Source organism: Rhodococcus sp. DMU1 (assembly GCF_012272955.1).
In the GTDB taxonomy this organism is placed as follows: Bacteria; Actinomycetota; Actinomycetes; order Mycobacteriales; family Mycobacteriaceae; genus Rhodococcus; species Rhodococcus aetherivorans.
The window spans coordinates 1,051,387-1,075,875 of sequence record NZ_CP050952.1 but is presented as its reverse complement, the minus strand read 5'-3'; the positions used below and the strand labels follow the sequence as shown (position 1 = coordinate 1,075,875).

Annotated in this window: 23 protein-coding genes; 10 read left to right on the top strand and 13 right to left on the bottom strand. The window is 66.0% G+C overall.

The features are described from left to right. Positions 1–156: 156 nt before the first annotated feature. The 9 genes from HFP48_RS05100 to camK form a co-directional block, all read right to left on the bottom strand. Entirely contained in the window at positions 157–777 is a 621-nt protein-coding gene (locus tag HFP48_RS05100; protein ID WP_161996384.1) for a TetR/AcrR family transcriptional regulator, read from the bottom strand. Between the two features lie 121 nt (positions 778–898). Beyond that, entirely contained in the window at positions 899–1,504 is a 606-nt protein-coding gene (locus tag HFP48_RS05095; protein WP_006942975.1) for a TetR/AcrR family transcriptional regulator, read from the bottom strand. A 20-nt stretch (positions 1,505–1,524) separates the two neighbouring features. Continuing rightward, complete coding sequence (locus HFP48_RS05090) at positions 1,525–2,397, bottom strand: enoyl-CoA hydratase-related protein (protein ID WP_065923017.1); 873 nt, start codon at positions 2,395–2,397, stop codon at positions 1,525–1,527. Between the two features lie 41 nt (positions 2,398–2,438). Beyond that, positions 2,439–3,608, bottom strand: coding sequence for a thiolase family protein (locus HFP48_RS05085; RefSeq protein ID WP_006942971.1), 1,170 nt, complete (start codon positions 3,606–3,608; stop codon positions 2,439–2,441). 81 nt (positions 3,609–3,689) lie between these two features. Continuing rightward, positions 3,690–5,297 carry a long-chain fatty acid--CoA ligase gene (locus HFP48_RS05080; protein ID WP_006942969.1) on the bottom strand — a complete coding sequence of 536 codons (1,608 nt, stop codon included), beginning with the start codon at positions 5,295–5,297 and terminating at the stop codon, positions 3,690–3,692. Positions 5,298–5,309: 12 nt separating this feature from the next. Continuing rightward, the gene (locus tag HFP48_RS05075) at positions 5,310–5,696 is read right to left on the bottom strand and encodes an OB-fold domain-containing protein (protein WP_006942967.1); all 387 of its coding nucleotides are present in this window, start codon (positions 5,694–5,696) and stop codon (positions 5,310–5,312) included. Positions 5,697–5,704: 8 nt separating this feature from the next. Continuing rightward, entirely contained in the window at positions 5,705–6,931 is a 1,227-nt protein-coding gene (locus HFP48_RS05070; RefSeq protein ID WP_065923018.1) for a thiolase family protein, read from the bottom strand. Positions 6,932–6,934: 3 nt separating this feature from the next. Further along, on the bottom strand, positions 6,935–7,438 hold the full coding sequence (locus HFP48_RS05065; protein WP_006942965.1) for a MaoC/PaaZ C-terminal domain-containing protein: 504 nt from the start codon (positions 7,436–7,438) through the stop codon (positions 6,935–6,937). Next, the gene (camK, locus tag HFP48_RS05060; RefSeq protein ID WP_006942964.1) at positions 7,435–8,208 is read right to left on the bottom strand and encodes a 6-oxocamphor hydrolase; all 774 of its coding nucleotides are present in this window, start codon (positions 8,206–8,208) and stop codon (positions 7,435–7,437) included. The genes HFP48_RS05065 and camK overlap by 4 nt, the downstream gene beginning before the upstream one ends. Before the next feature lie 176 nt (positions 8,209–8,384). Here camK and HFP48_RS05055 point away from each other — a divergent pair, with 176 nt between their 5' ends. After that, on the top strand, positions 8,385–9,005 hold the full coding sequence (locus HFP48_RS05055) for a TetR/AcrR family transcriptional regulator (protein WP_006942961.1): 621 nt from the start codon (positions 8,385–8,387) through the stop codon (positions 9,003–9,005). Here the strand turns inward: HFP48_RS05055 and HFP48_RS05050 are convergent. Genes HFP48_RS05050 through HFP48_RS05035 form a run of 4 tightly spaced genes read right to left on the bottom strand, consistent with a single transcriptional unit; the run spans position 9,002 to position 13,597 of the window. Then, the gene (locus HFP48_RS05050; protein ID WP_006942960.1) at positions 9,002–9,454 is read right to left on the bottom strand and encodes a nuclear transport factor 2 family protein; all 453 of its coding nucleotides are present in this window, start codon (positions 9,452–9,454) and stop codon (positions 9,002–9,004) included. The two genes, HFP48_RS05055 and HFP48_RS05050, sit on opposite strands and share 4 nt — an antisense overlap. Positions 9,455–9,483: 29 nt before the next feature. Then, positions 9,484–10,668, bottom strand: coding sequence for an FAD-dependent oxidoreductase (locus HFP48_RS05045; RefSeq protein WP_006942957.1), 1,185 nt, complete (start codon positions 10,666–10,668; stop codon positions 9,484–9,486). Between the two features lie 2 nt (positions 10,669–10,670). Next, on the bottom strand, positions 10,671–12,404 hold the full coding sequence (locus tag HFP48_RS05040) for an AMP-binding protein (RefSeq protein ID WP_044476297.1): 1,734 nt from the start codon (positions 12,402–12,404) through the stop codon (positions 10,671–10,673). 17 nt (positions 12,405–12,421) lie between these two features. Further along, entirely contained in the window at positions 12,422–13,597 is a 1,176-nt protein-coding gene (locus HFP48_RS05035; RefSeq protein WP_006942951.1) for a CoA transferase, read from the bottom strand. Positions 13,598–13,751: 154 nt separating this feature from the next. Here HFP48_RS05035 and HFP48_RS05030 point away from each other — a divergent pair, with 154 nt between their 5' ends. From HFP48_RS05030 to HFP48_RS04990, 9 genes are all read left to right on the top strand, one after another. Next, positions 13,752–14,888 carry an acyl-CoA dehydrogenase family protein gene (locus HFP48_RS05030; RefSeq protein WP_006942948.1) on the top strand — a complete coding sequence of 379 codons (1,137 nt, stop codon included), beginning with the start codon at positions 13,752–13,754 and terminating at the stop codon, positions 14,886–14,888. Positions 14,889–15,059: 171 nt separating this feature from the next. Then, positions 15,060–16,697: an NAD(P)/FAD-dependent oxidoreductase gene (locus HFP48_RS05025; protein WP_006942944.1), complete on the top strand. Its 1,638-nt coding sequence runs from the start codon at positions 15,060–15,062 to the stop codon at positions 16,695–16,697. Between the two features lie 103 nt (positions 16,698–16,800). Further along, complete coding sequence (locus tag HFP48_RS05020) at positions 16,801–17,544, top strand: SDR family oxidoreductase (protein WP_006942936.1); 744 nt, start codon at positions 16,801–16,803, stop codon at positions 17,542–17,544. 124 nt (positions 17,545–17,668) lie between these two features. Further along, positions 17,669–18,634: an SMP-30/gluconolactonase/LRE family protein gene (locus HFP48_RS05015; protein WP_006942934.1), complete on the top strand. Its 966-nt coding sequence runs from the start codon at positions 17,669–17,671 to the stop codon at positions 18,632–18,634. Between the two features lie 207 nt (positions 18,635–18,841). Continuing rightward, positions 18,842–19,765, top strand: a complete 924-nt coding sequence (locus tag HFP48_RS05010) for an SDR family oxidoreductase (protein WP_044476301.1) — start codon at positions 18,842–18,844, stop codon at positions 19,763–19,765. Positions 19,766–20,041: 276 nt separating this feature from the next. Continuing rightward, positions 20,042–21,430, top strand: coding sequence for an MFS transporter (locus HFP48_RS05005; RefSeq protein WP_232334114.1), 1,389 nt, complete (start codon positions 20,042–20,044; stop codon positions 21,428–21,430). A gap of 92 nt (positions 21,431–21,522) precedes the next feature. After that, positions 21,523–22,077 carry a VOC family protein gene (locus tag HFP48_RS05000; RefSeq protein ID WP_006942929.1) on the top strand — a complete coding sequence of 185 codons (555 nt, stop codon included), beginning with the start codon at positions 21,523–21,525 and terminating at the stop codon, positions 22,075–22,077. Positions 22,078–22,106: 29 nt separating this feature from the next. Then, positions 22,107–22,724, top strand: a complete 618-nt coding sequence (locus HFP48_RS04995) for a nuclear transport factor 2 family protein (protein WP_006942927.1) — start codon at positions 22,107–22,109, stop codon at positions 22,722–22,724. An 80-nt stretch (positions 22,725–22,804) separates the two neighbouring features. Next, positions 22,805–23,641, top strand: coding sequence for a mycofactocin-coupled SDR family oxidoreductase (locus tag HFP48_RS04990; RefSeq protein WP_006942926.1), 837 nt, complete (start codon positions 22,805–22,807; stop codon positions 23,639–23,641). Positions 23,642–24,489: the final 848 nt, after the last annotated feature.

The following is a 24,489-nucleotide window of genomic DNA, read 5'->3' as shown; positions in this document are numbered from 1 at the left end:
CGCCGAGCGGCTGCCGACGATGCACCTCGGCGGCGGTCCCGTGGTGCACTCCCGTCGGGGCGTGCCGGCCCGGTGCGCTGTGCCGGCGCTCGGTCGCGACCCGACTAGCAGTGTCGCTCAATATGCACCACGGAGTTGGAACCCGTCCTCGGCCGGTCAGCTCGTCGCGACGAGCCCGTCCACTGCGGCTTCGGCCAGGGCTTCACCGAACTCGTCGGCACCGAGCCGACCTTCGGGTGAATACCACTCCGATGCGGAGGTGAGCATGCCGATCACCGCAAGCACTGCGATGCGCTCGCTGCGCGCCTTCCGGAAGGTGCCCTCCGCGACCCCCGCCCGATAGATCTGCAGAAATACATTCTCGTACTGCTTACGCAGCTCGACTACTTGCTCTCGGGCACCGTCACCGAGGAACCGCCATTGATGAAAGGCGACCCGGGTCTGTTCGAGGGTCTTCGCCAGCACCTTCACGTGGGCCTTGACGGCGCCGCGCATCCGATCGGGAGCCGGATCCTGGGATTCGAGGAAGGGGCGGAGTTCTACCAGATAGTTCGTGATGCCCTCGGTGACGATGTCGGCGAGCAACTCTTCCTTGCTGCTGATGTGGGCGTACAGACTACCGGGCAGCAGCCCGACCGCCTCAGCGATGTCTCGCATCCCGATGACGGGGAACGTCCGCTCGCTGAACAAGGCCAAGGCGGCTGCACGGATCTCCGCAGCCGAAACCGGGCCGCTCTTTGCGGAACGGCTGTTGTTACGCCGTTGTCTCGGTGGCATGCCTCCCCCTTCCCCGTCCGGGACGGTCAGTTCTTCTTACGAATGTAACCCAAACAAACAGTCGTTACCAAGGCGACAGCATCGGGTTCGTGCCGCTTCCCGGCTGCTGCGACATCGACCGCTACGGTGCATTCTCGTCGAATGGACGCAGCCCGGCGAGAAGGATGTCTGCCAGCTTCCGCCCGCTGTCCGCACGCGCTGGATCGTCGGCGTGGATCCATTCCGGCGCCCAGTTCAGCGCGCCGAGAACCGTCAAGGTTGCGTAGCGAACGTCGAGGTCAGGGCGGAATACCTGGGTCTCGGCGCCCTCGCGGATGGTGGTGCGGAAGAACTCTTCGTAACGGCGCCGGGCTGCGATCACCTGGGCACGGGACTCGTCGCCCAGATACCGCCATTGATGGAAGACGACGAGGGCCCGTTGCGGGTTTTCGGCGACGATGTCGATGTGGGCACGGATGGCTTGTTCGAGTCGTTCGTCCGGTGCGGTGGCGGGGTCGATGGATTCGACCGCAGAGACGAACCGGTCGATCCCGGTGGAGACGATCTCGTACAAGATCGCCTCTTTGCTCTCGACGTAGGCGTAGATACTGCCCGGGAGCATGTCGACCGCCCGGGCGATGTCGCGGATGGAGGTGGCCGGGTAGTCGAGGTCACCGAACAGTGCCGTCGCCGCGGCGAGGATCGTTTCGCGCGTGGCGGCGGCAGGTGCCCGTTCCGAAGTGCTCACAGTGTCACTGTAGTGAGGCGTCACTGTAGTGAGGCGTGAGCGGGCGCCGATGCCGCCGGATCCGCGGTGGGCGAATCCGCGGCGTGTGTCCGATCCTCGTTGAAGCGTGGTGGACGCTTGTCGAGGAAGGCCGAGACCCCTTCGAGCAGATCCGGCCCGTAGTGCAGGGCCGAGACCGCCCAGAAGCTGTTGGTCATCGAGGTGGCCAGGTCGACTTGCCACGTCGAGCGCAAGGCTTGTTTGGTGGCCTCGACCGCGCGCCAGGACTTGGCTGCGATCTTGCCGGCCAGCGCCACCGCCTCGGGGAGCAGGTCCTCGGGTTCGACTACACGGTTGACCAGCCCGATCTCGAGAGCGCGCTGCGCGTCGATGACGTCCCCGGTCAGCGCCAATTCCGCCGCCATGCCCGATCCGAGGAGTCGCGGCAGGAAGTAGGAGCCACCGTTGCCAGGGGGAAGACCCATGTTGATGTAGGTCTCCCCCATTTTCGCTCTGGTGGAGCAGATGCGGATGTCGCATGCCAGGGCGAAGTCGAGGCCCCCGGCGGTGGCGCCCCCGTTGATCGCCGCGATCGTCGGCAGCCGGGATGCGACGACACGCTGGGTCAGGGGGAAAAGTACCCGGGCGTTGTAGGGTTCGTGCTCGACGCGGTGCTGATGTTCGAGGTAGTCCTTCATCGCCTTCAGATCGGCACCGGCGGAGAACTGCTTCCCGGCGCCGGTCAGGACGAGGGCACGGACACTCTTGTCGGCCTCGAGCCGCGTCAAGGTCTCCACGAAGTCCCGGACCAGTTCCGGCACGACCCCGTTGCCCCGATCCGGGCGGTTGAGTGTCAGTACGACGACGCCGTCGTCGGCCTGCTCGTAGTACAGCGTTTCCAGGTCTTGCCGCACTGGTGTCTCCTTGGGTGCTGGATGGACGGTGCCGACGACGGTCACCGCGTGAGGAGGGTGGCGACGGTGGTGGCGTAGGCGCCCGCCAGCCATCCGCCGGCATTGACTGCCAGCCCTACGCCGGCGCGTTCGACCTGCCGGGCTCCGGCTCGTCCGCTCAGCTGGTCGAACAGTTCGACGATCTGGGCGCAGCCGGTGGCGCCGAGGGGATGTCCCCGGCTGAGCAGACCGCCGCTGACGTTGACGGGGGTACGGCCGCCGAGGGCGGTCTGACCCTTGCGCAGCAGCAGGTGTCCTTCCCCGTCCTCGCACAATCCGATTTCGCTGTACTGCAGGATCTCCGACGGTGCTGCGGCGTCGTGAACCTCGATGACGTCGAGGTCGTCGGGGCCGATGCCGGTGGCGTCGTAGACGGCGCGGGCAGCGCGGGCGACCGGTTCCGAGCCGGCGCCGTGGCCGGAGGCCAGGTCGATTCCCCGGATCTGACACGTGCCTGCCCCGTTGCGGTTGCGGTAGCGCTCGGACACGAGCACGACGGCGGCGGCGCCGTCGGTGGTCGGTGAGCACATCGGCAGGGTCAGTGGGTCGACGATCATGCGGGCGGCGAGCACGTCGTCGATCGTCTGCGGGGTGCCGAACTGGGCCCGGGGGTTGAGGGCGCCGTGAGTGCGGTTCTTGACCGCCACGGCGGCGAAGTCTTCGACCGAGGCGCCGTAGGTGTCGATGTACTCGCGGGCCTCGGCGGCGTAGACGTCGAGCAGGGCCGAACTCTTCAGTTCCTGGGCAGCAGCATCGGTGTCGAGTTCGGCGACATCGGTCGCGCCGCGGATGGCGGCGAAGGTGCGGTGTTTCTCGCTGTGGGAGAGTTTTTCGACGCCGATGGCCACGGCCACGTCGCAGCGGCCGGCGCGGATGGCGTCGTATGCCCCGAGCACCGCGCTGCTGCCGGAGGCGCACGCGTTCTCCACATTGACCAGGGGTATTCCAGCCAAGGGGGTGTGGCGAAGCGCCACCTGGCCTCGGATCATTTCCTGGCCGGTGAGCAGGCCGGCGGCGCCGTTGCCGAAATACACCCGGCCGACGTCGCGGGGCTCGATGGCGGCGTCGGTCAAGGCTTGCGCGGCGGCCGCGGCTGCCATCTCGCCGAGGGTCTGGTCGGTGCGGCTGACGAACGGTGTCATGCCGACGCCGGCGATGAAAACTCTGTCCACGGCAAACTCCTGGTTCTGTGAGGCGGCCGGGCCACCGCGAGGGTCGTGGCGCCGTCGCGGCGGCCCGGCATGCCAAGGTCGTTACGGCGTCGCGGTCGCCACGCCGCGTGCGCCGCCGCCGACCTTGCGGTCGTGGCCGGCCCAGTAGCGGTCGCGGACCTCGCGGCGCAGGATCTTCCCGTAGGCACTGACCGGGAGTTCCGGTACGAACTCCACGGCTTTGGGTTTTTTGTATCCGGCCAGGTTCTCCCCGCAGAAGCGGATGAGCTCCTCGGCGGTGACCTGGTGGCCCGGTTCGGTCACGACCACGGCGTGCACGGCTTCGCCCCAGTACTCGTCGGGGATGCCGAAGACCACCACGCTGGCCACCGCAGGGTGGGTGATCAGCACTTCCTCGACCTCTCGGGGGTAGACGTTGTTGCCGCCCGAGACCACCATGTCCTTGGTCCGGTCCAGAAGGTAGAGGTAGCCCTGGTCGTCGAAGGTGCCCACGTCGCCGGTGTAGAGCCATCCGTCGCGCAGCGCCTCGGCGGTGGCCTCGGGATTGTTCCAGTACCCGCGCATGACGACGTCGCCACGGACGATGATTTCGCCGGCTTGGCCGGGAGCGACGGGAGTGCCGTCGGCATCGACCACCCGCACCTCGACGTCGGTGCGGGCTATGCCGGCCGATCCGAGGCGGGGATCGTCGGTGGCCGCGAACCGGGCGTGCATCTCCCGGGTCAGTCCGGTGACCGTGATCGGAGCTTCCCCCTGGCCGTAGATCTGCGCGAAGATCGGGCCGAAGGTTTCGACAGCGGCCTTGAGGTGCTCGAGGTAGATCGGGGCTCCCCCGTAGCACACTGCCTTCACGGTGCTCAGATCGAACCGGTCCGGGTCGTACTTGTCGAGGATCGCGACGATCTGGGTGGGGGCGAGGAAGGCGATGTGGGAGACCTTGTGCCGGGCGACGGTGTCGAACAGCAGTTCCGGGGAGAAGCTCAGCGCATCGAGGATGACGTTGGTTGCGCCCCGGGCGATGGTGGGCAGAGCGACGATTCCGCTACCGTGCGACAGGGGTGCGGCGTGCAGCACGACATCGTCATGGTCGATGTTGTAGACGTCGGCGAGGTAGTTCATCACTACCACGCGGCCGGTCCGGTGGGTCCAGGTCGCGCCCTTGGGGCGTCCGGTGGTGCCGGAGGTGTAGAACAGCCAGCTCGCGTCCTCGGCGGTCACCTCCACAGGCGCCTCGAGCGGCGTGCCGGAGTCGAGGAGGCGGTCGTACGGTTCGATGCCCGCGGTGCCCCCGACCTCGAAGCGCCACTGCATGCCGTCGAATTCGCCCAGGTGCTCGTCGATCTGGGCGGTGAAGGCGGTGCCGTGGATGAGTACCTTCGCTCCCGAGGAGCGGACGATGTAGCCCATCTCCTTGGGGTGCAGCCGGGCGTTCATCGGAACGGCGACCAGCCCGGCGGCCAGGCACCCGAAGACGGTCTCGAGGACCTCGGGACTGTTGTGCAGCGCGAAGGCGACCCGGTCTCCGCGACGCAGCCCGCGGGCGAGCAGTTCGCCGCCGATGCTCAGGGCACGACGGTAGAACTCGCGGTAGGTGACGGTCCGGGCCCCGGCCACGATGGCCGGGTGATCCGGGTGGTGGGTTGCGGACTTGGCGAGGAAGGTCGCGATGTTCATCTCGGGGATAGACACGGCACCGGCTTCCTATTCCGCCCGGAACCAGGCGATATGGCGGCCTTCGTCCGGGGTGGTGTCGAACTGGACCCGCATGTCGCAGCGATAGGCGTCCCAGCCGCCGTTCGCATCGGGACGGAGACGGGCGAGGAGCTGGACGCCCTCATCGAGCTTGACCACGCCGACGGCGTACGGCAGGTCGTCCTCGAATCCGGTTGGAGCCCCCACTCGCTGAATCGCGAAACTGTGCAGCTGTCCCGCGCCGGGAGTGGGCGTCCATCCGAGATCGGTGCTGCCGCAGGAGGGGCACACGTACTTCGGGTACATGATGGGGTTGTGGCATCCACCGCACTGCTGGATCACCAGTTCGCCTCGGCTCAGCGCGGCGTAGTACTCGTCGGTCAGAGAAGTCGTCATGTTGTCCCTCACTTGTCCACGCGCTCGAGCAGGAGCACCTGGCTGTCCATATAGGTGCCGCCGGAGCCGCCGCAGACGGCACGCCGGCAATCGGAAATCTGGCGGGCGTCCTCGGCGCGGCCGAGGAGCTGGCGGATGCCCTCCACCAGCAGGGCGGTGCCGCCGCCGACGCCGGTGTGCCCGGCCGAGAGCAGACCGCCGTTGGTGTTGACCGGCAGGCGGCCGCCGGGAGAGAACTCCCCGGCGGCGAACAGCCGGGCGCCCTCATGCAGCTTGCACAGGCCCAGGCCCTCGAGGCCGATGGTCAGCACGGCCGCATAGGAGTCGTAGACCTGCGCGATGTCGGCGTCGTCGGGGCCCCAGCCGGCCTGTTCGTAGGCGCGTTCACCGGCCCGCCGCCATCCCATGGTGGCCAGGTCGTTCTCCTGACCGATGCTGTAGTGCGACACGCAGCCGCCCGAGCCGGCGATCCGGACCCACCGGTCATGCGTCTTGCGGGCATTCTCGGTACTGGTCATCACGTACGCGGTGGCGCCGTCGGCCAACATCGGGCACTCCATGGCATGGATCGGATCGCACACCATCTTCGAGCCGAGCACCTGCTCGACGGTCAGGTCCTTGTCCTTGTACATCGCATTCGGATTGAGTCGGGCCCACTGGCGCAGGGCGACGCATACCGCGGCCATCTCTTCCGGAGTCGAGCCGGACGCTGCCATGTATCGCTGGGTGATCAGGGCGCCGACCGCGTTGAAGGTCAGGCCGGTGGGGCGCTCCCACTCGCGGGGGATGCCGTAGCCGCTGAGCATGTCGACCATGTCCGCGACGGGGGCGGAGCCCCACTTGTCGGCCTGGACCACCAGGATGTTCTTGGCCTGTCCGCTGGCGATCAGGCCGGCGGCGGTGCGGGTGATGTTGTCGCTGGTCGATCCGCCGGAGTGCAGCATGGCGCTGGCCTTGGCGCGGCCGTGCAGGCCGAGTTCCTCCACCACACGGGAGAAGATGAGGTCGGCCTGATCGTCCGCGGAGTGCAGGCACGGGATCAGCAGCACCGTGTCGATGTCGGAGATCTGCATGCCGGCGTCGCGGACCGCGGCGACCGCGACCTCGACGAGGGAGCCGATGAAGGGGCGGTTCGGATAGCGCCCGGAGGGGATTTCGGCGATACCCACGAAAGCTGCTTCGAGAGGGCTTCCCGCCATGGGGTTGAAACCGAGATCGGTCGAAGAGAGTGTCATGTGTCAGCCTTCCAAGGGGCTACGTCGCTTGGCCAGCAACACCATTCGGACGGTCATCACCGTCTCGTCGTGCTGGTTGACCACGGTGTAATCGAGGGAGAGGATGCCCTGGTCGGGCTTTCGTGCGGGTTCGGCAGCCACCACTTCGACCCGGACGTGCACGGTGTCGCCGGGACGCACCGGCTTGAGGGCACGGATCGACTGGACCTCGCGCATCGCGACGATGGCTTCGCCGTAGAAGCCGGCCAGGGCCACCAGACCCACCGCGATGCAGAAGGTGAAGGGCCCGTGCGCGATTCGGGTACCGAACTGGGTTCGGCTGGCGTACTGTTCGTCGGTGTGCAGGGGATAGTGGTCGCCGGTCAGGCCGGCGAACATCGAGATGTCGGACATGTCCACGGTGCGACCGCCGGTGACGCAGACCGTGCCGACCGGGAAGTCCTCGAAGTAGCGGTCGACGTGGAAAGTCCCCGTCTCGGCTACGGTCGAGGGTGCTGTGCTGGTCACTGTTCGGACTCCATTCCCAGATCGATGGCGGCGAGCGCTTCGTGCGCGAGGCCGAGACTCAGGTCGGCTTCCATGACCCGCCGCAGCTGACGGGTCAGCACCTTGCGGGCGTACCGGCGGGCCAGGAGCGGTTTCTCGGCGATACCGCGGGCGAGCTCCCAGGCGCGGGGCAGCAGCTCCTGCTCGGACAGGACCTCGTTGACCGCGCCGTAGTCGAGGGCGGTGCGAGCATCGAGTTCCTGGCCGGTCAGCAGGAAGTAGCGTCCACGGTTCGAGCCCAGCACGTGCGGCCACACCACGTGGGCGCCGTCCCCGGGCACGATGCCGGAAGGGAAGTGCGGTCCGTCCTGGAAGGTGGCGGACTCCGCGGCGAGGACGATGTCCGACATGACGGGGATCTCCGGGTGGTTGGTCACCGGTCCGTTGACCGCCGCGATGACCGGCACCTCGATACTCAGCAGGTTGTTGAGCAGACGCTGGCCTTCGAAGATGATCTCGTCCCAGTCGTGCGGGGTGCCGAGGTTGAACGAGGTGAAGTCGATCTCGTTGCAGAACGAGGGGCCGGTGCCGGTGAGGATGACGACCTTGTTCTCCCGGTCGCACGCGATGTCGTGGAAGCAGTAGGCCAGCTCGTCGTGTGCGGTTGAGGTCCACACCAGGCTCTTGCCTTCGGTGTGGACGGTGACCAGGAGGACGCCGCCGTCTCGTTCGAGGCGGATGTTCTCGTACTTCTGTGAGTACTCCTGGAAGGGGGTGGCCAATTGCTTCATCGAACTTCCTCCGTTCGAGTCACCGAGGAGCGGTGAACAATCATTTGTTTTTTGAATGTAACATCAGGTGAGGCCGGTAACAAGACCGCTGTACTCGTCGGAAACCGGGTAGAGAACAATCAGGTGTCATGCCGTGGTGTCCGCACTGCACGGCCACCCGTTCGAAAGGAGGCGCCATGCCCCGGCAGTCCCGTGCCCGCGCTTCGGCACCGAAGAAACCGACCAAGCAGGAACGGCTCATGGCGGCAGCGGTGCGTCTGTTCAGCCGGCAAGGCTATGCCGGTACCTCCGTGCGCGACCTCGGCGAGGCGCTGGGAATCCAGCCGGGCAGCGTGTACGCCCACATCGACAGCAAGCACACGATGCTGGTCAGTCTCGTCGAGAGCGGCATCGACCAGTACCTCGACGCTGTGGCCGAGTTGCCCGGCACTCCGACCGAACAACTGCGGCACTTCGTCGAGGCCCACGTGCGGGTCGTGGCCGAAGACGTCAACCGCGCCCGAGTCGTCTACCACCAGTGGCGCCACATCCAACCACCGGAGCGCACCCGGATCGTGGCCAAGCGCTACGCCTACGAACACCGGCTCCGGGACATCATCGACGCCGGGGTAGCGGCCGGCGAATTCGCCCCCGACCTCGATCGTCCGACCGCCGTACGCGCCGTCCTCGGCATGGTGAACTGGTGCCCGGAATGGTTGCCCGCGGACGGCTCGGAGCCGGCCGAGGCGGTCGCTGCGGGCGTGGCCGAGATCGTGCTGGCGAGCGTGCGCGTCGGCCACGGCGCAGCCCACGCCTAGTCGGGCCGGACGACGACGGCGCCGACGAGCGAGTCCGGCACACCGGAGTCGACGCACCGGGTGTGGATCAGCCAACGGCCGTCGACCTTGGCGAACTCGTCGCGGTACCGCCCCAGGGCGGCCAGACGCACGGTCTCGCCGTCGACCCGCAGTGCCAGCACGCGCGCGCTGCCCCGCGCCCGATCCGTGGACATTTTCTCCACCAGGATGTTGCTGACGATGTGATGGGTGCCGGCGGACCGTTGGGCCGCGGCGGCGAAGAACTGCGCCAGTGCCGCTGTGCCCGCCACCGGTTCCCGCCCCGTAACGGTGAATGTGCCGTCCTCGGTGAACAATTCGATGCATCCTGGGACGTCCCCGGTGTCGAAGGACGTCGAGTAGCGCGCGTACAACTCGGTGATCGCCACCCGGTCCGCTACGGGGAGGGTGCGTTCGATATCGATGCTCACAGGTACCTCCTGATCGTAAGAATTCGCCGTCAGCCGACGGCGCCGGCCGCGGCCTGCTTCTGAAAGGCCAGACGCGCCTCGAGGAATTCGCGGGGACTGTTGGAGGCGAACACCCCGGTGACGGTGCTCCCGCAGCGCAGGTGCGCGACGAACTTCCCCTCGTCGATCGATCCACTGAGCACGTCCACTTCGGCGTCGGTGCCGCCGGCACCGACGAACTGCAATCGGTGGCCGTGCTGCTCGGTCCAGAAGAACCCGTCGCCCGGGTCGTGGGAGTGCTCGGCCTCCATCAATGCGTGGGCGGTGCGGCGGGCGCTGTCGGCGGCGGCCGTCCAGTGCTGCAGGTCCTCGTGCTCGGGACCGATGTGCATGCACACGATGTCCCCGACACCGAAGACGAACGGATCGCTGGTGCGGCCGTCGACGTCGCACACCAGGCCTCGGTCCACCTCGAGCCCGGCCTCGCGCAACCACTGCAGCTCGCGGCCGACGCCCACCCCCACGGCCACGATGTCCGAGGAGCGGGAGGTGCCGTCGTCGAGGGTGAGGGTCACCCCCGTGGCGGACTCGTCCACCGACGACACCACGACCGAATTGGTCAGGCGCACCCCGTGCGCGGTGTGCAGCTCTGTCAGCCACTGGGACAGCCGGCGACCGACGATGCCGATCATCGGTCCTTCGTCGGCGGCCACGACGTCGACCTCGAGACCGAGGTGGCGGGCCGACGAGGCCACCTCGAGCCCGATGAAGCCGGTTCCGACGACCGTGATCCGGGAGGCGTCGGCCAACGCCGTGCGTAGCGCACGGGCATCGTCGACGGTACGCAGGTAGTGGATGCGCGCTGAGGGCGACAACCCCGGCAATCGGCGGGCCTGCGCCCCGGTGGCCACCACGAGGCGTCCGTAGGGCACGGTGGTGCCGTCGGCAAGGGCCAGACGGCGGCCGGCCGGATCGAGCGCGACGACTTCCGAATCCAGATGGATGTCGAGGTCGAGTCTCGCCAGGGCCTTGTCGTGGAGCAAATGCAGGCCGTCGGTGTCGAGTTCACCGGTCAGAAAGTCCTTCGACAGCGGCGGGCGGTCGTACGGCGGTTCGGACTCGTTCGAATACAGACGGATCGGCCCGTCGTAGCCCAGGGTCCGCAGCCCCTGCGCGGTCCGCACGGCGGCCAGGCCACCGCCGACGATGACGATGTCGTTGGAGGGTTGGGCCATGGTCATCTCACCGTTTCGACGCGTTGGGCCAGCACTTGGGTCGCCCGCTGCACCAGGCGGAACTTCTGCACCCGGCCTGTCACGGTGACCGGAAGCTCGTGCTCGGCGACCACCAGGACATGGGCCGGCACCTTGAATCGGGCGAGCAGATCGCTGCAATAGGCGATCAACTCGTCTTCTTGGATCGAGGCGCCGTCGGCAGGCACGACGAAGGCACATCCGACTTCGCCCATGCGCTCGTGCGGAACGCCGACCACGTGTGCCACCTTCACCGCCTCGTGGCGGTTGAGCACGGCCTCGATCTCCGACGGGAGCACCAGCTCACCACCGCAGCGGTACGACTCCTTGATCCGACCGGTCAGCGTGAGGTAACCGTCTGCGTCGAGGCGACCGAGGTCGCCGGTGCGCATCCACCCGTCCGCGGTGAACAGCGCCGCGGTCTCGGCGGGCTTGTTGTAGTACCCGGGGGTGACCGCCGGGCCTCGCACCACGAGCTCACCGATCTCTCCCACCGGCAGATCGGCGCCGGTGTCGGTCGCGATGACCTTGTACACCGCCACGGCAGCGCCGAGGCCGGGGTCGCCGGCGGCGCCGGCGGGCTTGACGGTGCCGTTGGTGGTCTGGAACCGGATCAGCGCGTCTCCCGGCAGCGTGCACATCGTCGACGCGGTGGTCTCACTCTGCCCGTACGCGGTGAACAGTTCCTCGACGCCGAGCACGTCGAGCATGCGCTGCCACATCTCCGGGCTGTGGGCGGTGCCCGAGGAGAACATCGTCGACAGGGGTGAGAGGTCGTAGGTTCCGTCGGCGGCCGCGTCGAGCAGCCGGGAGGTCATCGTCGGCACGCAGATGAGTTCGTCGATGTCGTGGCGTGAGACCGACGCGAGCATGGCCGCCGGATCGAACGTCACCTGTGGTGCCACGGCACCACCGACGAACATCGCCGCCACCATCGCCTCGATGTAGCCGAAGACGTGGTACATCGGCAGGGCGTAGCCGATGCGACGCCCGTCCTGGAAGGCCCGCGTATAGGCCGAGCTGTAGGCGGTGCGGGTCACCGCATCGTGAACGAGCATGACCCCCTTGGGTTTGCCCGTGGTCCCGGACGTGTACAGGATGTCCGAGACGGTCCGCGCGCCGACCCCGCGGGTGACCATGAGCACCTGCTCGTCGGGGATCGAGGCACCGGCGGCCTCGATACAGGACAGCGGAGCGCCGCGGCGGGGCAGGTCCGAGGTCACGGCGCGGACGAAGACGTGCCGCAGCCGCGGCAGGGCCTCTCCCCCACCGTTGTCCTCCCAGCCCGGAGCGATCCGGTCGAGGCAGTCCAGATAGTCGAGCCCTCTGAACTCGTCCATCGTGATCAGCACGCTCGCGTCGGACTGGCGCAGCACGTAGGCCAGTTCTTCGTGCCGGAGCAGGTAGTTGACCGCGACGGACACCGCGCCGATCCGGGCGATTGCCAGCTTGAGTGCGATGAAGTCGGCGAAGTTCGCCATGTCCACGGCGACATGGTCGCCGGGCCGCACGCCGACCGCCATCAGTCCGGCGGCGAGTCGAAGGGTCCACCGGTGCATGTCGGCGTAGGTGTAGGTGCGGTCGTCGGTCAGGACGAAGGGGCGCTCGGGGTACTCGGCGGCGACCTCGTCGAACAGTTGGGCGGTGGTACGCGGCCGCCACGGGGCGTACCGTTGCTCCAGCGCCAAGCGGCGTTCGGTCGTAGTGTCAGGATTCATCTCGGCGGGTCTCCGGTTCACGGGAGGGTGTTCTCGGCGGATACGAGGGCACGGATCTCTTCGGGGGCGAAGCCGGCCTCACGGAGGATGTCCTCGGTGTGCTGGCCGAGCGGCGGTGGAGAGACGAGCGGCAGGTCGCGGTCTTGGTCGAGCGGCAGGCGCACCTGTGCGGCAGCGGGGTCGTCGACCACCAGTGCGCGTTCCTTGGTCAATGGGTGGGCGAGGGCCTCCTCGAGGGAGTGGACGGGACCGACCGGCACCCCGGCGGCTGCGATGCGCGCGAGCCAGTAGCCGGACGATTGGGTGACGAACACCTTCTCGAGTTCGGTGGTGAGGTCCTCGCGGTGGTGCACCCGATCGGTGACGGTCGCGAATCGCGGATCGTCGACGAGTTCCTCGGCTTCCATTGCAGAGCAGAGTTTTTGGAAGAGTCGGTTGGTGGCGGCGGCGACCATGATCGATCCGTCGGAGGTGGGGAACTCCTGGTAGGGCGCGGTGCTGGGGGCGGCCGATCCCAGTCGTTGCGGGTGGAAGTCGGCGGCCACGAGGCCGATGATCTGGTGGCACATCATGAACAGGCCGCTGTCGATCAGGGTGGATTCGAGGCGGACCGGACCGTCCTGACGGGGCCGGTTGGCCAGCGCGGCCATGATCGACATGCCGGCCCACATCCCGGTGGAGATGTCGACGAGGGAGGGGGCGGTGCGGGCCGGGCGGCCATCGGGGTCACCGGTCAGACTCATGATCCCGGTGAAGGCCTGGACCAGCGCGTCGTAGCCGGGGCGGTCATGGCCGAGTCGTCCGCGGCCGAAGGCGCTGATCGAACAGTAGATCACTCGGTCGTTGACGGCGGTGACGTCGTCGAATCCGAGGCCCAGTCGCTCGGCGACACCGGGCCGGAACGACTCGACCACCACATCGACGTCGCGGGCTAGGCGCAGGACGGCGTCTCGCCCCTGCCTGGTGGCGAGGTCGAGGGCGACGCTGCGCTTATTGCGGTTGACTGTGGAAAACACCGTTCCGGTGCCTTCCCGTTGCGGCGGGAGCAGCCGGGTGGAATCGCCACCGACGGCGCGTTCGATCTTGATCACGTCGGCGCCGAGGTCGGCCATGATCATGCACGCGAGGGGACCGGCGATGTTCTCGCTGAGGTCGAGGACTCGTATGCCCTGGTACGTGTGTTGCAGACCCATCTACGCTCACATCTTTCCATGGTGCCCGACTGAGAACACCGGGGCGGACGGTGCTGAAAAAACAATCACTTGTTTATTGCTATCAGATGCGGTTAAGGTGGTCAAGACCACAGCGTCCTCCGAATATCACCCCCGTCACACCCCAGGAGAACTCATGGATTTCCGTTTCACCGACGAGCAGCAGATGTGGCACGAGACCGTCCACGCCTTCATGGAGCGTGAGGTCGGGATCGAGTACATCCGCAAGCACGACGAGGCCCGCGAGTTCCCGGAGGAGGCGTACCAGAAGATCGCCGACCGCGGCTGGCTCGGGTTGCTCATCCCGGAGCAGTACGGCGGCCTCGAAGCCGACCCGGTGATGTACGCGATCTTCTGCGAAGCCATCGCCAAGTACAGCCTCGACTTCGCCGCGGCGATCATGACCTCGATGTTCACCGCCACCAACATTGCGTTCCACGGCACCGACGAGCAGCGCCAGAAGTACCTGCCGGACTTCATGGAAGGCAAGATCAAGTTCAGCATCTCCATCACCGAACCCAATGCCGGTTCCGATGCCGCCGGCCTGCGCACCCGCGCCGTTCAAGACGGTGACTCGTGGATCATCAACGGCAACAAGGTGTTCTGCTCCGGAGCCCACCTCCCGGGCACAGTCATCGCCGTCATGGCCCGCACGTCCGAGGACAAGCACAAGGGTCTGAGCATGATCCTGGTGCCCAACACCACCGAGGGCGTCGACGTCCGCAAACTCGACACCATCGTCCGCCGCAGCCTCGGCACGACGGAGATCTTCTTCACCGACGCCCGCGTCCCAGTGGAGAACATCATCGGCCAGCCGGGCGACGGCTGGACCGTCGTCGGCAGCCACCTCGAATGGGAGCGCCTGAGCCTGGCAGCCACCTACGTCGGCAACGCCCGCACCGCCCTCGACGACACCATCCGCTACACCAAGGACCGCACCCAGTTCGGCCGGCCACTGTCGTCCTTCCAAGTGCTCAAGCACCGCATGGCCGAGGACGAGTGCGAGGTCGAGGCGGCACGCCTGCTGGTCTACAGCGCCGCCACCAAGCTCGCCCGTGGAGAGAAGGCGCTCAAGGAGGTCTCCATGGCCAAGGTCTTCGCCGCCAAGACCGCCTTCCGGGTGGCCACCAACGGCATGCAGGCCCTCGGCGGTTACGCGACGCTGCCCGAGTACGACATGGAGCGCTACTTCCGCGAGGCCAAGCACGGCATGGTCGGCGGTGGCACCAACGAGATCCAGCACAGCATCATCGCCAAGCAGATGGGGCTCTGACCGGCCTCGAATTCCCTGCAAGCCCCATACGCGTGACACATATCCGTGGATACGTGCGGCGCATGAAAAACAAACGATTGTTATTGGTCCGGGGCTCGATCGACGCAGCGAAGCGGCTCGCCTGTTCGGCCGCCCGGAACGCTCGCCCCCAGGCCAACGAGAGGAAGTGCAATGACGAAAGAACTCGATTTCGACGCCGTGGTGATCGGCGCGGGATTGACCGGTCTGTACCAGACCTATCGACTGCGCGAGATGGGCTACTCCGTCCTGGGCGTCGAAGGGTCAAACGACATCGGCGGTGTGTGGCATCACAACCGCTATCCGGGCGCTCGGGTCGACTCGGAGAGCGAAGTGTACGGCTACTTCTGGAATGAAGAGCTCATGCAGGAGTGGAACTGGTCCGAGCGCTTCGCCGCCCAACCGGAAGTACTCGAATACATCCACCGCGCGGCCGACCTCATGGACATCCGCAAGGACTACATCTTCAACGCGCGGGTCAAGAAGGCCGTCTTCGACGACGAGAACAACTATTGGACACTCGAGTTCGAACAACAGTATCGCGCTCCGGTGACTGCACGCTTCGTCTTCTCGGCCCTCGGACCGCTGTCCGCGCCCCAGATGCCCAACGCCCCCGGCATCAACACCTTCAAGGGCGAAAGCTTCCACACCGCGAACTGGCCGCATGACCCGAACGGATTCGGTCCCGCCGATCTGGATTTCTCCGACAAGCGCGTAGCCGTGATCGGCGTGGGTTCAACGGGTGTGCAGGTCATTCAGGAGATGGCAAAGGTCGCCAAGAACCTGACGGTGTTCCTGCGCTCACCGAACTGGTGCACGCCTCTGGGCAACGGTCCCATGACCCAGGAGCGGATGGACTACATCAAATCGCACTACAACGAGTTCATTGCCAAGTGCGACGCATCCATTGCCGGCTATACGCACGAGTTCATTCCGAAGAACCTGTTCGACGTTCCGAAGGAGGAGCGCGATGCCAAGCTGGAAGAACTGTACAAGGGCCCGGGATTCTCGCTGTGGCTCGGTGCGTATCAGGACGTGCTGTCCGATCCGGTAGCCAACAAGTACGTCTCGGAATTCGTGGCCCAGAAGATTCGTGAGCGGGTCAAGGACCCCCGCACCGCCGAACTGCTGATCCCGAAAGATCACGGCTTCGGCATGAAGCGGGTGCCTCTCGAAACCGACTACTACGAGGTCTACAACCAGGACAACGTCTCCCTGGTCGACTTGAACACGACGCCGATCACCAGAATCACACCCGATGGCATCCAGACCACCGAGACCCTGCACGAATTCGACGTCATCATCTACGCCACGGGCTTCGATGCAGTCAAGGGAGCGTGGAACCGTATCGACATCCGCGGCACGGACGGTGTGGCACTGAAGGATGCGTGGGCTGATGGCGTGACCACCTACATGGGTATGCAATGCCCCGGTTTCCCCAACTTCTTCCTGCTTGTCGGACCGCAGAGCGGGGCCACCTTCTGCAACATTCCGCGCTGCTCGGCGCTCGCCGTCGACTGGCTGAGCGAAATGATGGCCCATGCAAAGGAAAACCATGTCCAACGCATAGAGCCGGAACCCGATGCAGCCGAAAGCTATACGCTCTACTGCACGAAGTTGATGGGCAAGTTGCTCCTTGGGCAGACGAACTCCTGGTTCACCGGCATCAACAAGAACATCGAGGGGCGCGACAAACGCGAGGTGTTGCTCTTCGTTGGGGGCAATCCCAGGTTCCGGGAGTACTGCGAGGACGTGACCCGCAACGGCTACAAGGGATACGTCATGTCGTGATCCTGCGACGTCTCGGATTTACAGCTGGCCAAGGCACCGAATGCACACAGAAATCGATCGACTTGCCACACCGGCCGGTTGATTCGCGAAAGGAGAGAAGCAGATGACACGACTGTCCGATAAGACGGCGGTAGTGACCGGAGGTGGCCGCGGCCTGGGTTCGGCCATCTCGACCGCTCTGGCCTCGGAAGGCGCACACGTCCTGGTGGTTGACAGGAACAAGGAAGCAGCAGATGTCGTGGTTGCGGACATCAAGGCTTCGGGTGGTTCGGCCTCTGCCGAGATCCTGGACATCAGCGACCGTGAGGGCGTCAATGCCTTCGGCGCTCGGATGGCCGAGCAATACGGAAATATCGATGTGCTGGTGAACAATGCGGGCATCGCGCCCCGCATCAGACCGAACGATCCTGATCAGGCGGAGAAGTGGGATCAGGTCATCGGCGTGAACCTCACTGCGCAATGGGACATTACAGTCGCGCTGCTGCCCACGTTGAAGCATGCGGGCGCAAGCGTGATCTTCGTTTCGTCGATTGCCGGATTCACGGCGCCGAGATCGAGTGCCGCCTACGGCGCGTCCAAGGCTGCCGTCCGCTCACTGGTCCAGTATTTCGCCCGAACGCTCGGCCCGACAGGTGGTCGAGCCAACGGACTGGCACCGGGCAGGATCAAGAGCGACCTGATGACGGTGACCGGTGAAGCGGGCGAGAAGTTCCTCCAACGACTACCGCTCGGTCGTGTCGGCGAGACACAGGAGATCGCCGGCCCGGCGGTGTTCCTCGCTTCCGATATGTCCTCGTATGTCACAGGAGTCACGATTCCCGTCGATGGCGGTTACCTGGCCTTGTGAGCGGCAGCGTCACGCTTGGTGCACGCCGACGCAACCGCTGAGCCCCCAAAGAGTCGCCGCGATCGGAGATCCCGACCGCACTCCGATCGCGGCCTGACTCCATTGCAATCAGGAGAGAAGACAAATGGTGCTGACCGAAATCGAGCCGTTTCAGCCGGCGGATCTGTCGCAGATCGGCAGTGGCCTGAACCGGCCGGAATGCGTGCTGGCAGCAAGCGATGGCTCGATCTACACCGGCGATTGGACGCTCGGTATCGCGCGGATCGCGCCCGACGGGACCACTGGCCCCGCCGTCGAGGCAGATCTGATTGCGCAGGGCTTTCGGCCGAACGGTATCGCGTTGACGGCAGACGGTGACTTCTTGTTCGCCAATATGGGTAAGGCGGGGGGTGTCTGGCGGGTCGGACGGCGTGGTGAGGCCCGCCCCTTCGCGACCGAGCTCGACGGGACCGCTATACCGCGCACCAATTTCGTGCTGGTGGACGGTGACCGGGCCTGGATCACCATCAGCTCGTTGAGACGCAAGCACGACCACTTCACCGCGGAAGAGAACACCGGGCAGATCCTGCTGGTGCACGATGGCAAGGTCACTGTTGCGGCAGATGGGCTGAACTGGACGAACGAACTACGGCTCTCGCCCGACGGCAAGTACCTTTTCGTCAACGAGACCTTTGCCTGCCGCACCACCCGGTACGACGTTGCGGCAGACGGCCTGTTGAGTAATCCTGTCCGGATCACCTACCCGGAAGACACCTTCCCCGATGGCATGGCCGTCGATGCGGAGGGCGCGCTCTGGATCGTCTGTGTCATCTCCAACCGCCTGATCCGCATCGCACCGGATATGACCTGGACCGTCGTGTTCGAAGACGTCAATCGCAGTGAGCTGGACGCGATCGCCTCGGCCCATGCCGAGGGGCGCCTGACCTGGGATCAGATTTCGCACAGCCGTGGGTCTCGTGTGTCCAACCTGTCCAGCATCGCTTTCGGAGGACCGGATCTGAAGACGCTCTATTTGGGTGGGCTCGGCAATCGAGAGGTGCAGGTGTTGTGGTCTCCGGTAGCGGGAATGCCCATGGAGCATTGGCGATGAGGCCCTCGGCTCAGGTATTGGATCCGACTGTTCGCGGGCCTGTGACCTGGGGTGTCGGTAGAGGATCTGCGTCGCGCACCGACGGCTGTCCCACCGAATCGATCATCGTCGGCGAGTAGGTCGCACCGCCGATCCGCCACCGGCCGTCGGGGGCCGACATCGCCCATACGGACGGTTCTGCGGGACCGAGTGATCGGAAAGGGATTCGTGAGCAGAGAACTGAACGGCAAGGTAGCCGTCGTCACCGGTGGCGCGGGCGGGATCGGCCGCGCCGTCACCGAAGCGTTCGTCGACAACGGCGCCGTGGTGCTCGTCGGAGACATCGATGACCACCGCGGCGCCGAAGTAGCCGACACCCATCCCGGTTCGATCGTGTTCCACCACACCGACGTCACCTGCGAGACCGACATCCAGGCTCTCGTTGCCGCCGCAGTCGACACGTTCGGCCGGATCGACATCATGGTCAACAACGCCGGCGCACTCGGCGGCCAGGGTCGCCTGCTCGACGTCGACGCCGACTCCTTCACCCGCACCAGCGATCTGTTACTACGATCGGTGTTGCTGGGGCACAAGCATGCCGGGCAGCGTATGAAGGCCCAGGGCACCGGCGGAAGCATCGTCTCGATATCGAGTATCGCCACGACACTGGCCGGCATCGGATCGGTGTCCTACTCGGCCGTCAAGGCCGGAATCGAGCAGATCGCCCGCGCCGCCTCCCACGAACTGGGCCGCTACGCGATTCGCTCCAACGTCATCACTCCCGGTGTCATCCTGACCCCCATCCTCGCCCAGGCCACCCGCCTCGGCCGCGAACGCCACAACGAGTTCCTCGACCGACTGGCCCCACGGCTGGGCGAGTTGCACCCGCTCGGTCGTGCCGGCACAGTCCAGGACATCGCCGACGTGGCAGTGTTCCTCGCTGGTGACCGCTCCGGATTCGTCACCGGCCAATCTCTCACCGTCGATGGCGGTCTGACCTCCGTGTGGGCTCACGACATGGCCGTTCTCGTCCGGGAGGTGCTGAGCACGATGGCCGAAGGGCAGGGACCTCTTCGAACCCCGCCATCCGGAACCGCTGAGATCCGCTCCGGGACGGTGACCGAGTCGACAGATCGCTTTGAAACTTCTTGACATTCCCCGAGTGGGAGCGCACAGTGTGACGCAGAAAACAATCAATCGTTTTTTATGGCGTTCGTCCGGCTCGGCCGATGCCCGCCACGGTGGAAGCACCGTCGTCCAGGACGAATCCGTCCGGGCACGGAACGTCAGGGCGCACCTCGATCGAGGTCAGTGTCCCATCGGTTCCGTCGGCCCGCAGCTACCGACCCAGTGCCCGCCGAGCCGGCGGGCACGGCGCGCTGGGTAGACGCCATCATCCCGTCACCGTTCCACGAGGGAGCAGAAGGTATGGATGTCATCAGCAAGATCAATTCAACGAAGATGAGGCCTTATCAGTGGCTCATCGTTGTCTTGTGCATGTTTTGCAACATGCTCGACGGCTTCGATTTCTTCGCCATGGGCTTCGTGCTGCCTCATCTACCGGCAGACTTCGCCGCCCCCAGCGAAAAGGGATACCTGATCAGTGCCGGACTCCTCGGCATGGCGGCGGGGGCGATCTTCGTCGCTCCTCTGGCAGATCGCTACGGCCGGCGCCTTCTGATCCTGGCGGGCCTGACCCTGAACATCGTCTCGATGGTCACGACCGCCCTGGCACCGAACTCTGCGGTCATGCTCGGCGGCCGCTTCCTCACCGGCATCGGTGTCGGCGTCATCAGCGCCACCATGATCGTGGTGGCCCAGGAGTACTCCTCGGCCGCGCGCCGCAATTTCGCCATCGGCATCGTCACCGTCGGATTTCCCTTGGGCAGCACCCTCGCCGGCCTTACCGGCGTGTCCCTCATGTCGATCTTCGGCGGGGCATGGCAGGCGATGTTCTGGGTGGGGGCCGCCGTCAGCTTCCTCGGACTCGTCCTGGTCGCCGCTCTGCTGCCCGAGACCTTGACCTTCCTGCTGACCACCGACAAGCCGGGGGCACAGGACAAGGTCGCTCGCATCGCGACGAAACTGGGCCTGGATTACACCCCCACCGAGCAGCAACCGCAGTCGTCGACCACCGTCGCTCCCCCCGCCCCCGGCAAGCCTCGGGTGCTCAGCGCCGAACTGCGCGAGCGCACCGTACTGCTGTGGATCGGCTACGCCTTCCTCACCGCGGCGTACTACTTCGTCGGCACCTGGACGCCGCAGCTGATCGCCGACGCCAGCGGCAGCACTCAGGACGGCGCCATCGCCGGCACGATCATCAGCATCGGCAGCCTCGCCGGATCGATCGTCTTCGGGCTCATCGGCCTGAGATTCCTCGCCACCCGAATCGCCTGGATGGCACTGAGCCTGGCCGTGGTCAGCCTGGTGCTCTTCACCCTCACCATGGGCGGACCCCTCGCCCTCGTCATGGCCACCGCACTCGGACTGGCCGTGTTCGTGTCCGTGTCCTCCTACACCGCCATGGCACCACCGATGTACCCGGCGCTCGCCCGCGCTCGGGGTTACGGCCTGATGGTCGGTATCAGCCGTATCGGCGCGATCATCACCCCGATCCTGGCCGGCTACGCCTCCGAATCCGTTGCCCCCAAGTACATCTTCCTGGCGGCCTCGATCCCGCTCGCGATCTCGGCCCTGGCCGCTCTGCGTCTGTGGTCGATCACCCGTACCCAGTTCACCGCCGAACTCGCGGACGCAGCCGCGCTACACGAGGCGGCGCAGACTCTGGACACGGAATCGCGTACGGCCGTCCGGTAGGCGACACGTCCTCGGGCTAGACGATCCGCAGAGCCCGCCCCGGAATAACCGGCACAGCACTCGATCCCCACAACTCGACGGAAGGAACCACGATGTCCTCGACAGGTGACGATCCCACGGTCTGTGGCGGCCGGACCGCCGAGCGGATCACCAAGGTGGACCACGTCGCCTTCGCGGTCTCGTCGATGGCCGAAGCCGCAACGTTTTTCCGTGACGTGATCGGCGGGACGTTCCTGTGCGGCGGGGACAACGACGAGACCGGGATCCGGCTGACGCACTGGATGCTGCCCGGGTTCAAACTGGAACTGATGCAGCCGCTGCGCAGCGATTCGCTCATCTCCGAAGCGATGCGCCGCCGCGGCCCGGGTTTTCACCACATGACGTTCCTGGTCGACGACATCCCGCGCACGGTCGAGGCCCTGCGCACCGACGGGTGCGAACCCATCGACACCGACACCCGCCTATCGGCCTGGAGCGAAACGTTCCTCTCGCCTCGAGTCACGTTCGGAGCGCTGCTCCAGTTCGTCAGTACCGATCTGCGGTGGGACACCCCTACCCAGGATTACACCTGCGAGGACGTCCTCGCCGGCCGCATCGTGTGGCGGGACTACATCGCCTGTGTACGCGAGGACCACCCGATCGCCTGATGCGCCCCGCTGGACGACAAGGAGCAGTGATGACCGCCAATCCCGAGATCGAGAAAACCCCGTCCCTGACCGAGCTGGCCGCCTCGGTTCGAGAGCTGCAGGACAGGCAGAGCATCCGCGACTGCCTGATGACCTATTCACGGGCGGTGGACCGGCTCGATCGCGAATTGCTGCTGTCGGTTTACCATCCCGACGCCATCGACGACCACGGCGTCTTCGTCGGAAGCCCGGAGGAGTTCGCCGACTGGGCGATCGACATGCACACCCGGACCCACCTGTCCCACCAACATGCCATCTTCAACATCACCTGCGAGCTCGACGGCGATGTCGCCCACACCGAGACGTACTACATGTTCGTCGGGCTCAACCGTGAAGGAACACCCCTGACCATGAGCGGTGGCCGCTACCTCGACCGATTCGAAAAACGCGACGGCCACTGGGCGATCGCCGCGCGCGCCTGCATCCGGGACTGGGCACCGCTCGACTCGATCCCCGACCAACTCGACCAGGTCGCGATGACAGTGGTGAAAAACCTTCCGGAACGGACAAAGACCCTCATGCGGACGGGTCCCCAGCCTCGCCGAGACCGTTCGGACATCTCCTATCAGCGTCCGCTGACCATCGATCCCTCACGCCTCGGCGGCTGAGCCGCCGACGACGCCGTCACCACCCAGATCAGTCTCACAACAACACCACCCATCGAGCAATCGTCCCAGGAGAGATCCACATGAACAGACTGCAGGACAAGGTCGCCTTCATCACCGGAGCCGGCCGCGGGCAGGGACGCGCACACGCCGTGCGCCTGGCCGAGGAGGGCGCGAACATCATCGCCGTCGATCTCTGCGCGAACATGGCGAGCGTCCCGTACGACCTGGCGACCCAGGACGACCTCGCCGAAACCGCCCGGCTCGTCGACAAAGCCGGTGGACGGATCGTGGCGCGAACGGCAGACGTGCGGGACCTCGACTCTCTGCGCGCCGCCGTCGATGCCGGGGTCGCGGAGTTCGGCCGCCTGGACATCGTCGTGGCCAACGCCGGGATCTGGTCCAGCGCTCCCTTCCTCGACATGCCCGAACAGACGTACCACGAGATGATCGATGTACAGATGCACGGACCCTACAACACGTGTCGTGCCGCCCTTCCCCACATCGTCGACGGCGGCCGCGGCGGCTCGGTGATCATCATCAGTTCGACCGCCGGGATGCGGGGCTTCCCCAACCAGGTGCACTACAACATGGGCAAGCACGCCGTCGTCGGACTCATGCGGACCTTGGCGAACGAGTTTGCACCCCAGTTCATTCGCGTCAACACCATCCACCCCAGCTCCGTCGACACGAAGATGATCCAGAACGACGCGATCTGGTCCGCTTTCGCACCGGGAGTGGAGAATCCCACGTTCGACGACTTCGGTGACACCTTCACCGCCATGAACCTGCTGCCGGTGCCGTGGATGGAGCCGGAGGCGATCTCGGGTGCGGTCGCATGGTTGGCGTCGGACGATGCGAAGTACGTCACCGGCGCCACTATCCCCGTCGATGCGGGCTATCTCGGAAAGTACAACTGAGGCGGCAGACCCTGCGTGCGGGCAACCCGCGGTCCTCGTGATCTCGAGTTGTGTCCGCGAGCGACGGCGAGACAGCCACGCCCGCCTCCACCACGGGCGATGAGTCACTGCGCCGAGATCGAGCCCGTCAGCGCGGAGCGTCACGCCGACGGGGCTCGGATGCCCCAGCTCCGCCGGCGGGACCGGGTGAGGCAGACCCTGTATGCGGGTCTGCCTCACCGTCGTGAAAAGGACGACGAGTTGGACGAAGAGGGCGGAAGCCCCGCACAGGCGCGAGAAGAAATCCTGATCGAGGGCAGCACGGACGACACTCCGGTATCGGTAGAGTCGCCGGCGAGCATTCGTAGCAGACACATAGTGGACGCGATCTCCCTGAACACCATGCGCATTCTGCCCAGCTTCTGGTCAGCGCGATGGGCGAGAACATCCGATCTGCACCTCGACGAAGCTGTCCTCGGGTTCGCGTTCTCCGGCTATCGGCTGGTGGCGTCCGTTGCCGCGTTTCCGAGGGCCGTACTCGCAGACCGATGGGCGCCGTGAGAGCACTGCGCGCCGCCGGCCTCGGTGCGTTCGCCCTGGGTCTTGTCTTCACCTGGGCCGCGCACTCCGGTGCGGGTTTGGTACTCGCACTCGCGGTGGTCGGACTCGCTCCGGCCTTGGCCACACCCGCAGTGAACGTGGTGATCATGTCGGGTGTGCGCGTCCAACGACGCGCGCTTGCGTTCGCGGCGGCAAGTGCCAGTCCCGTGACGGCGCTGATGGTGGCCGGAGCAACCGCGCCGGTGCTGGAGAGACTGATCGGATGGCGGTCCGCCCTCGGCATCGGGGGTCTGGTCGCCGCGCTGATC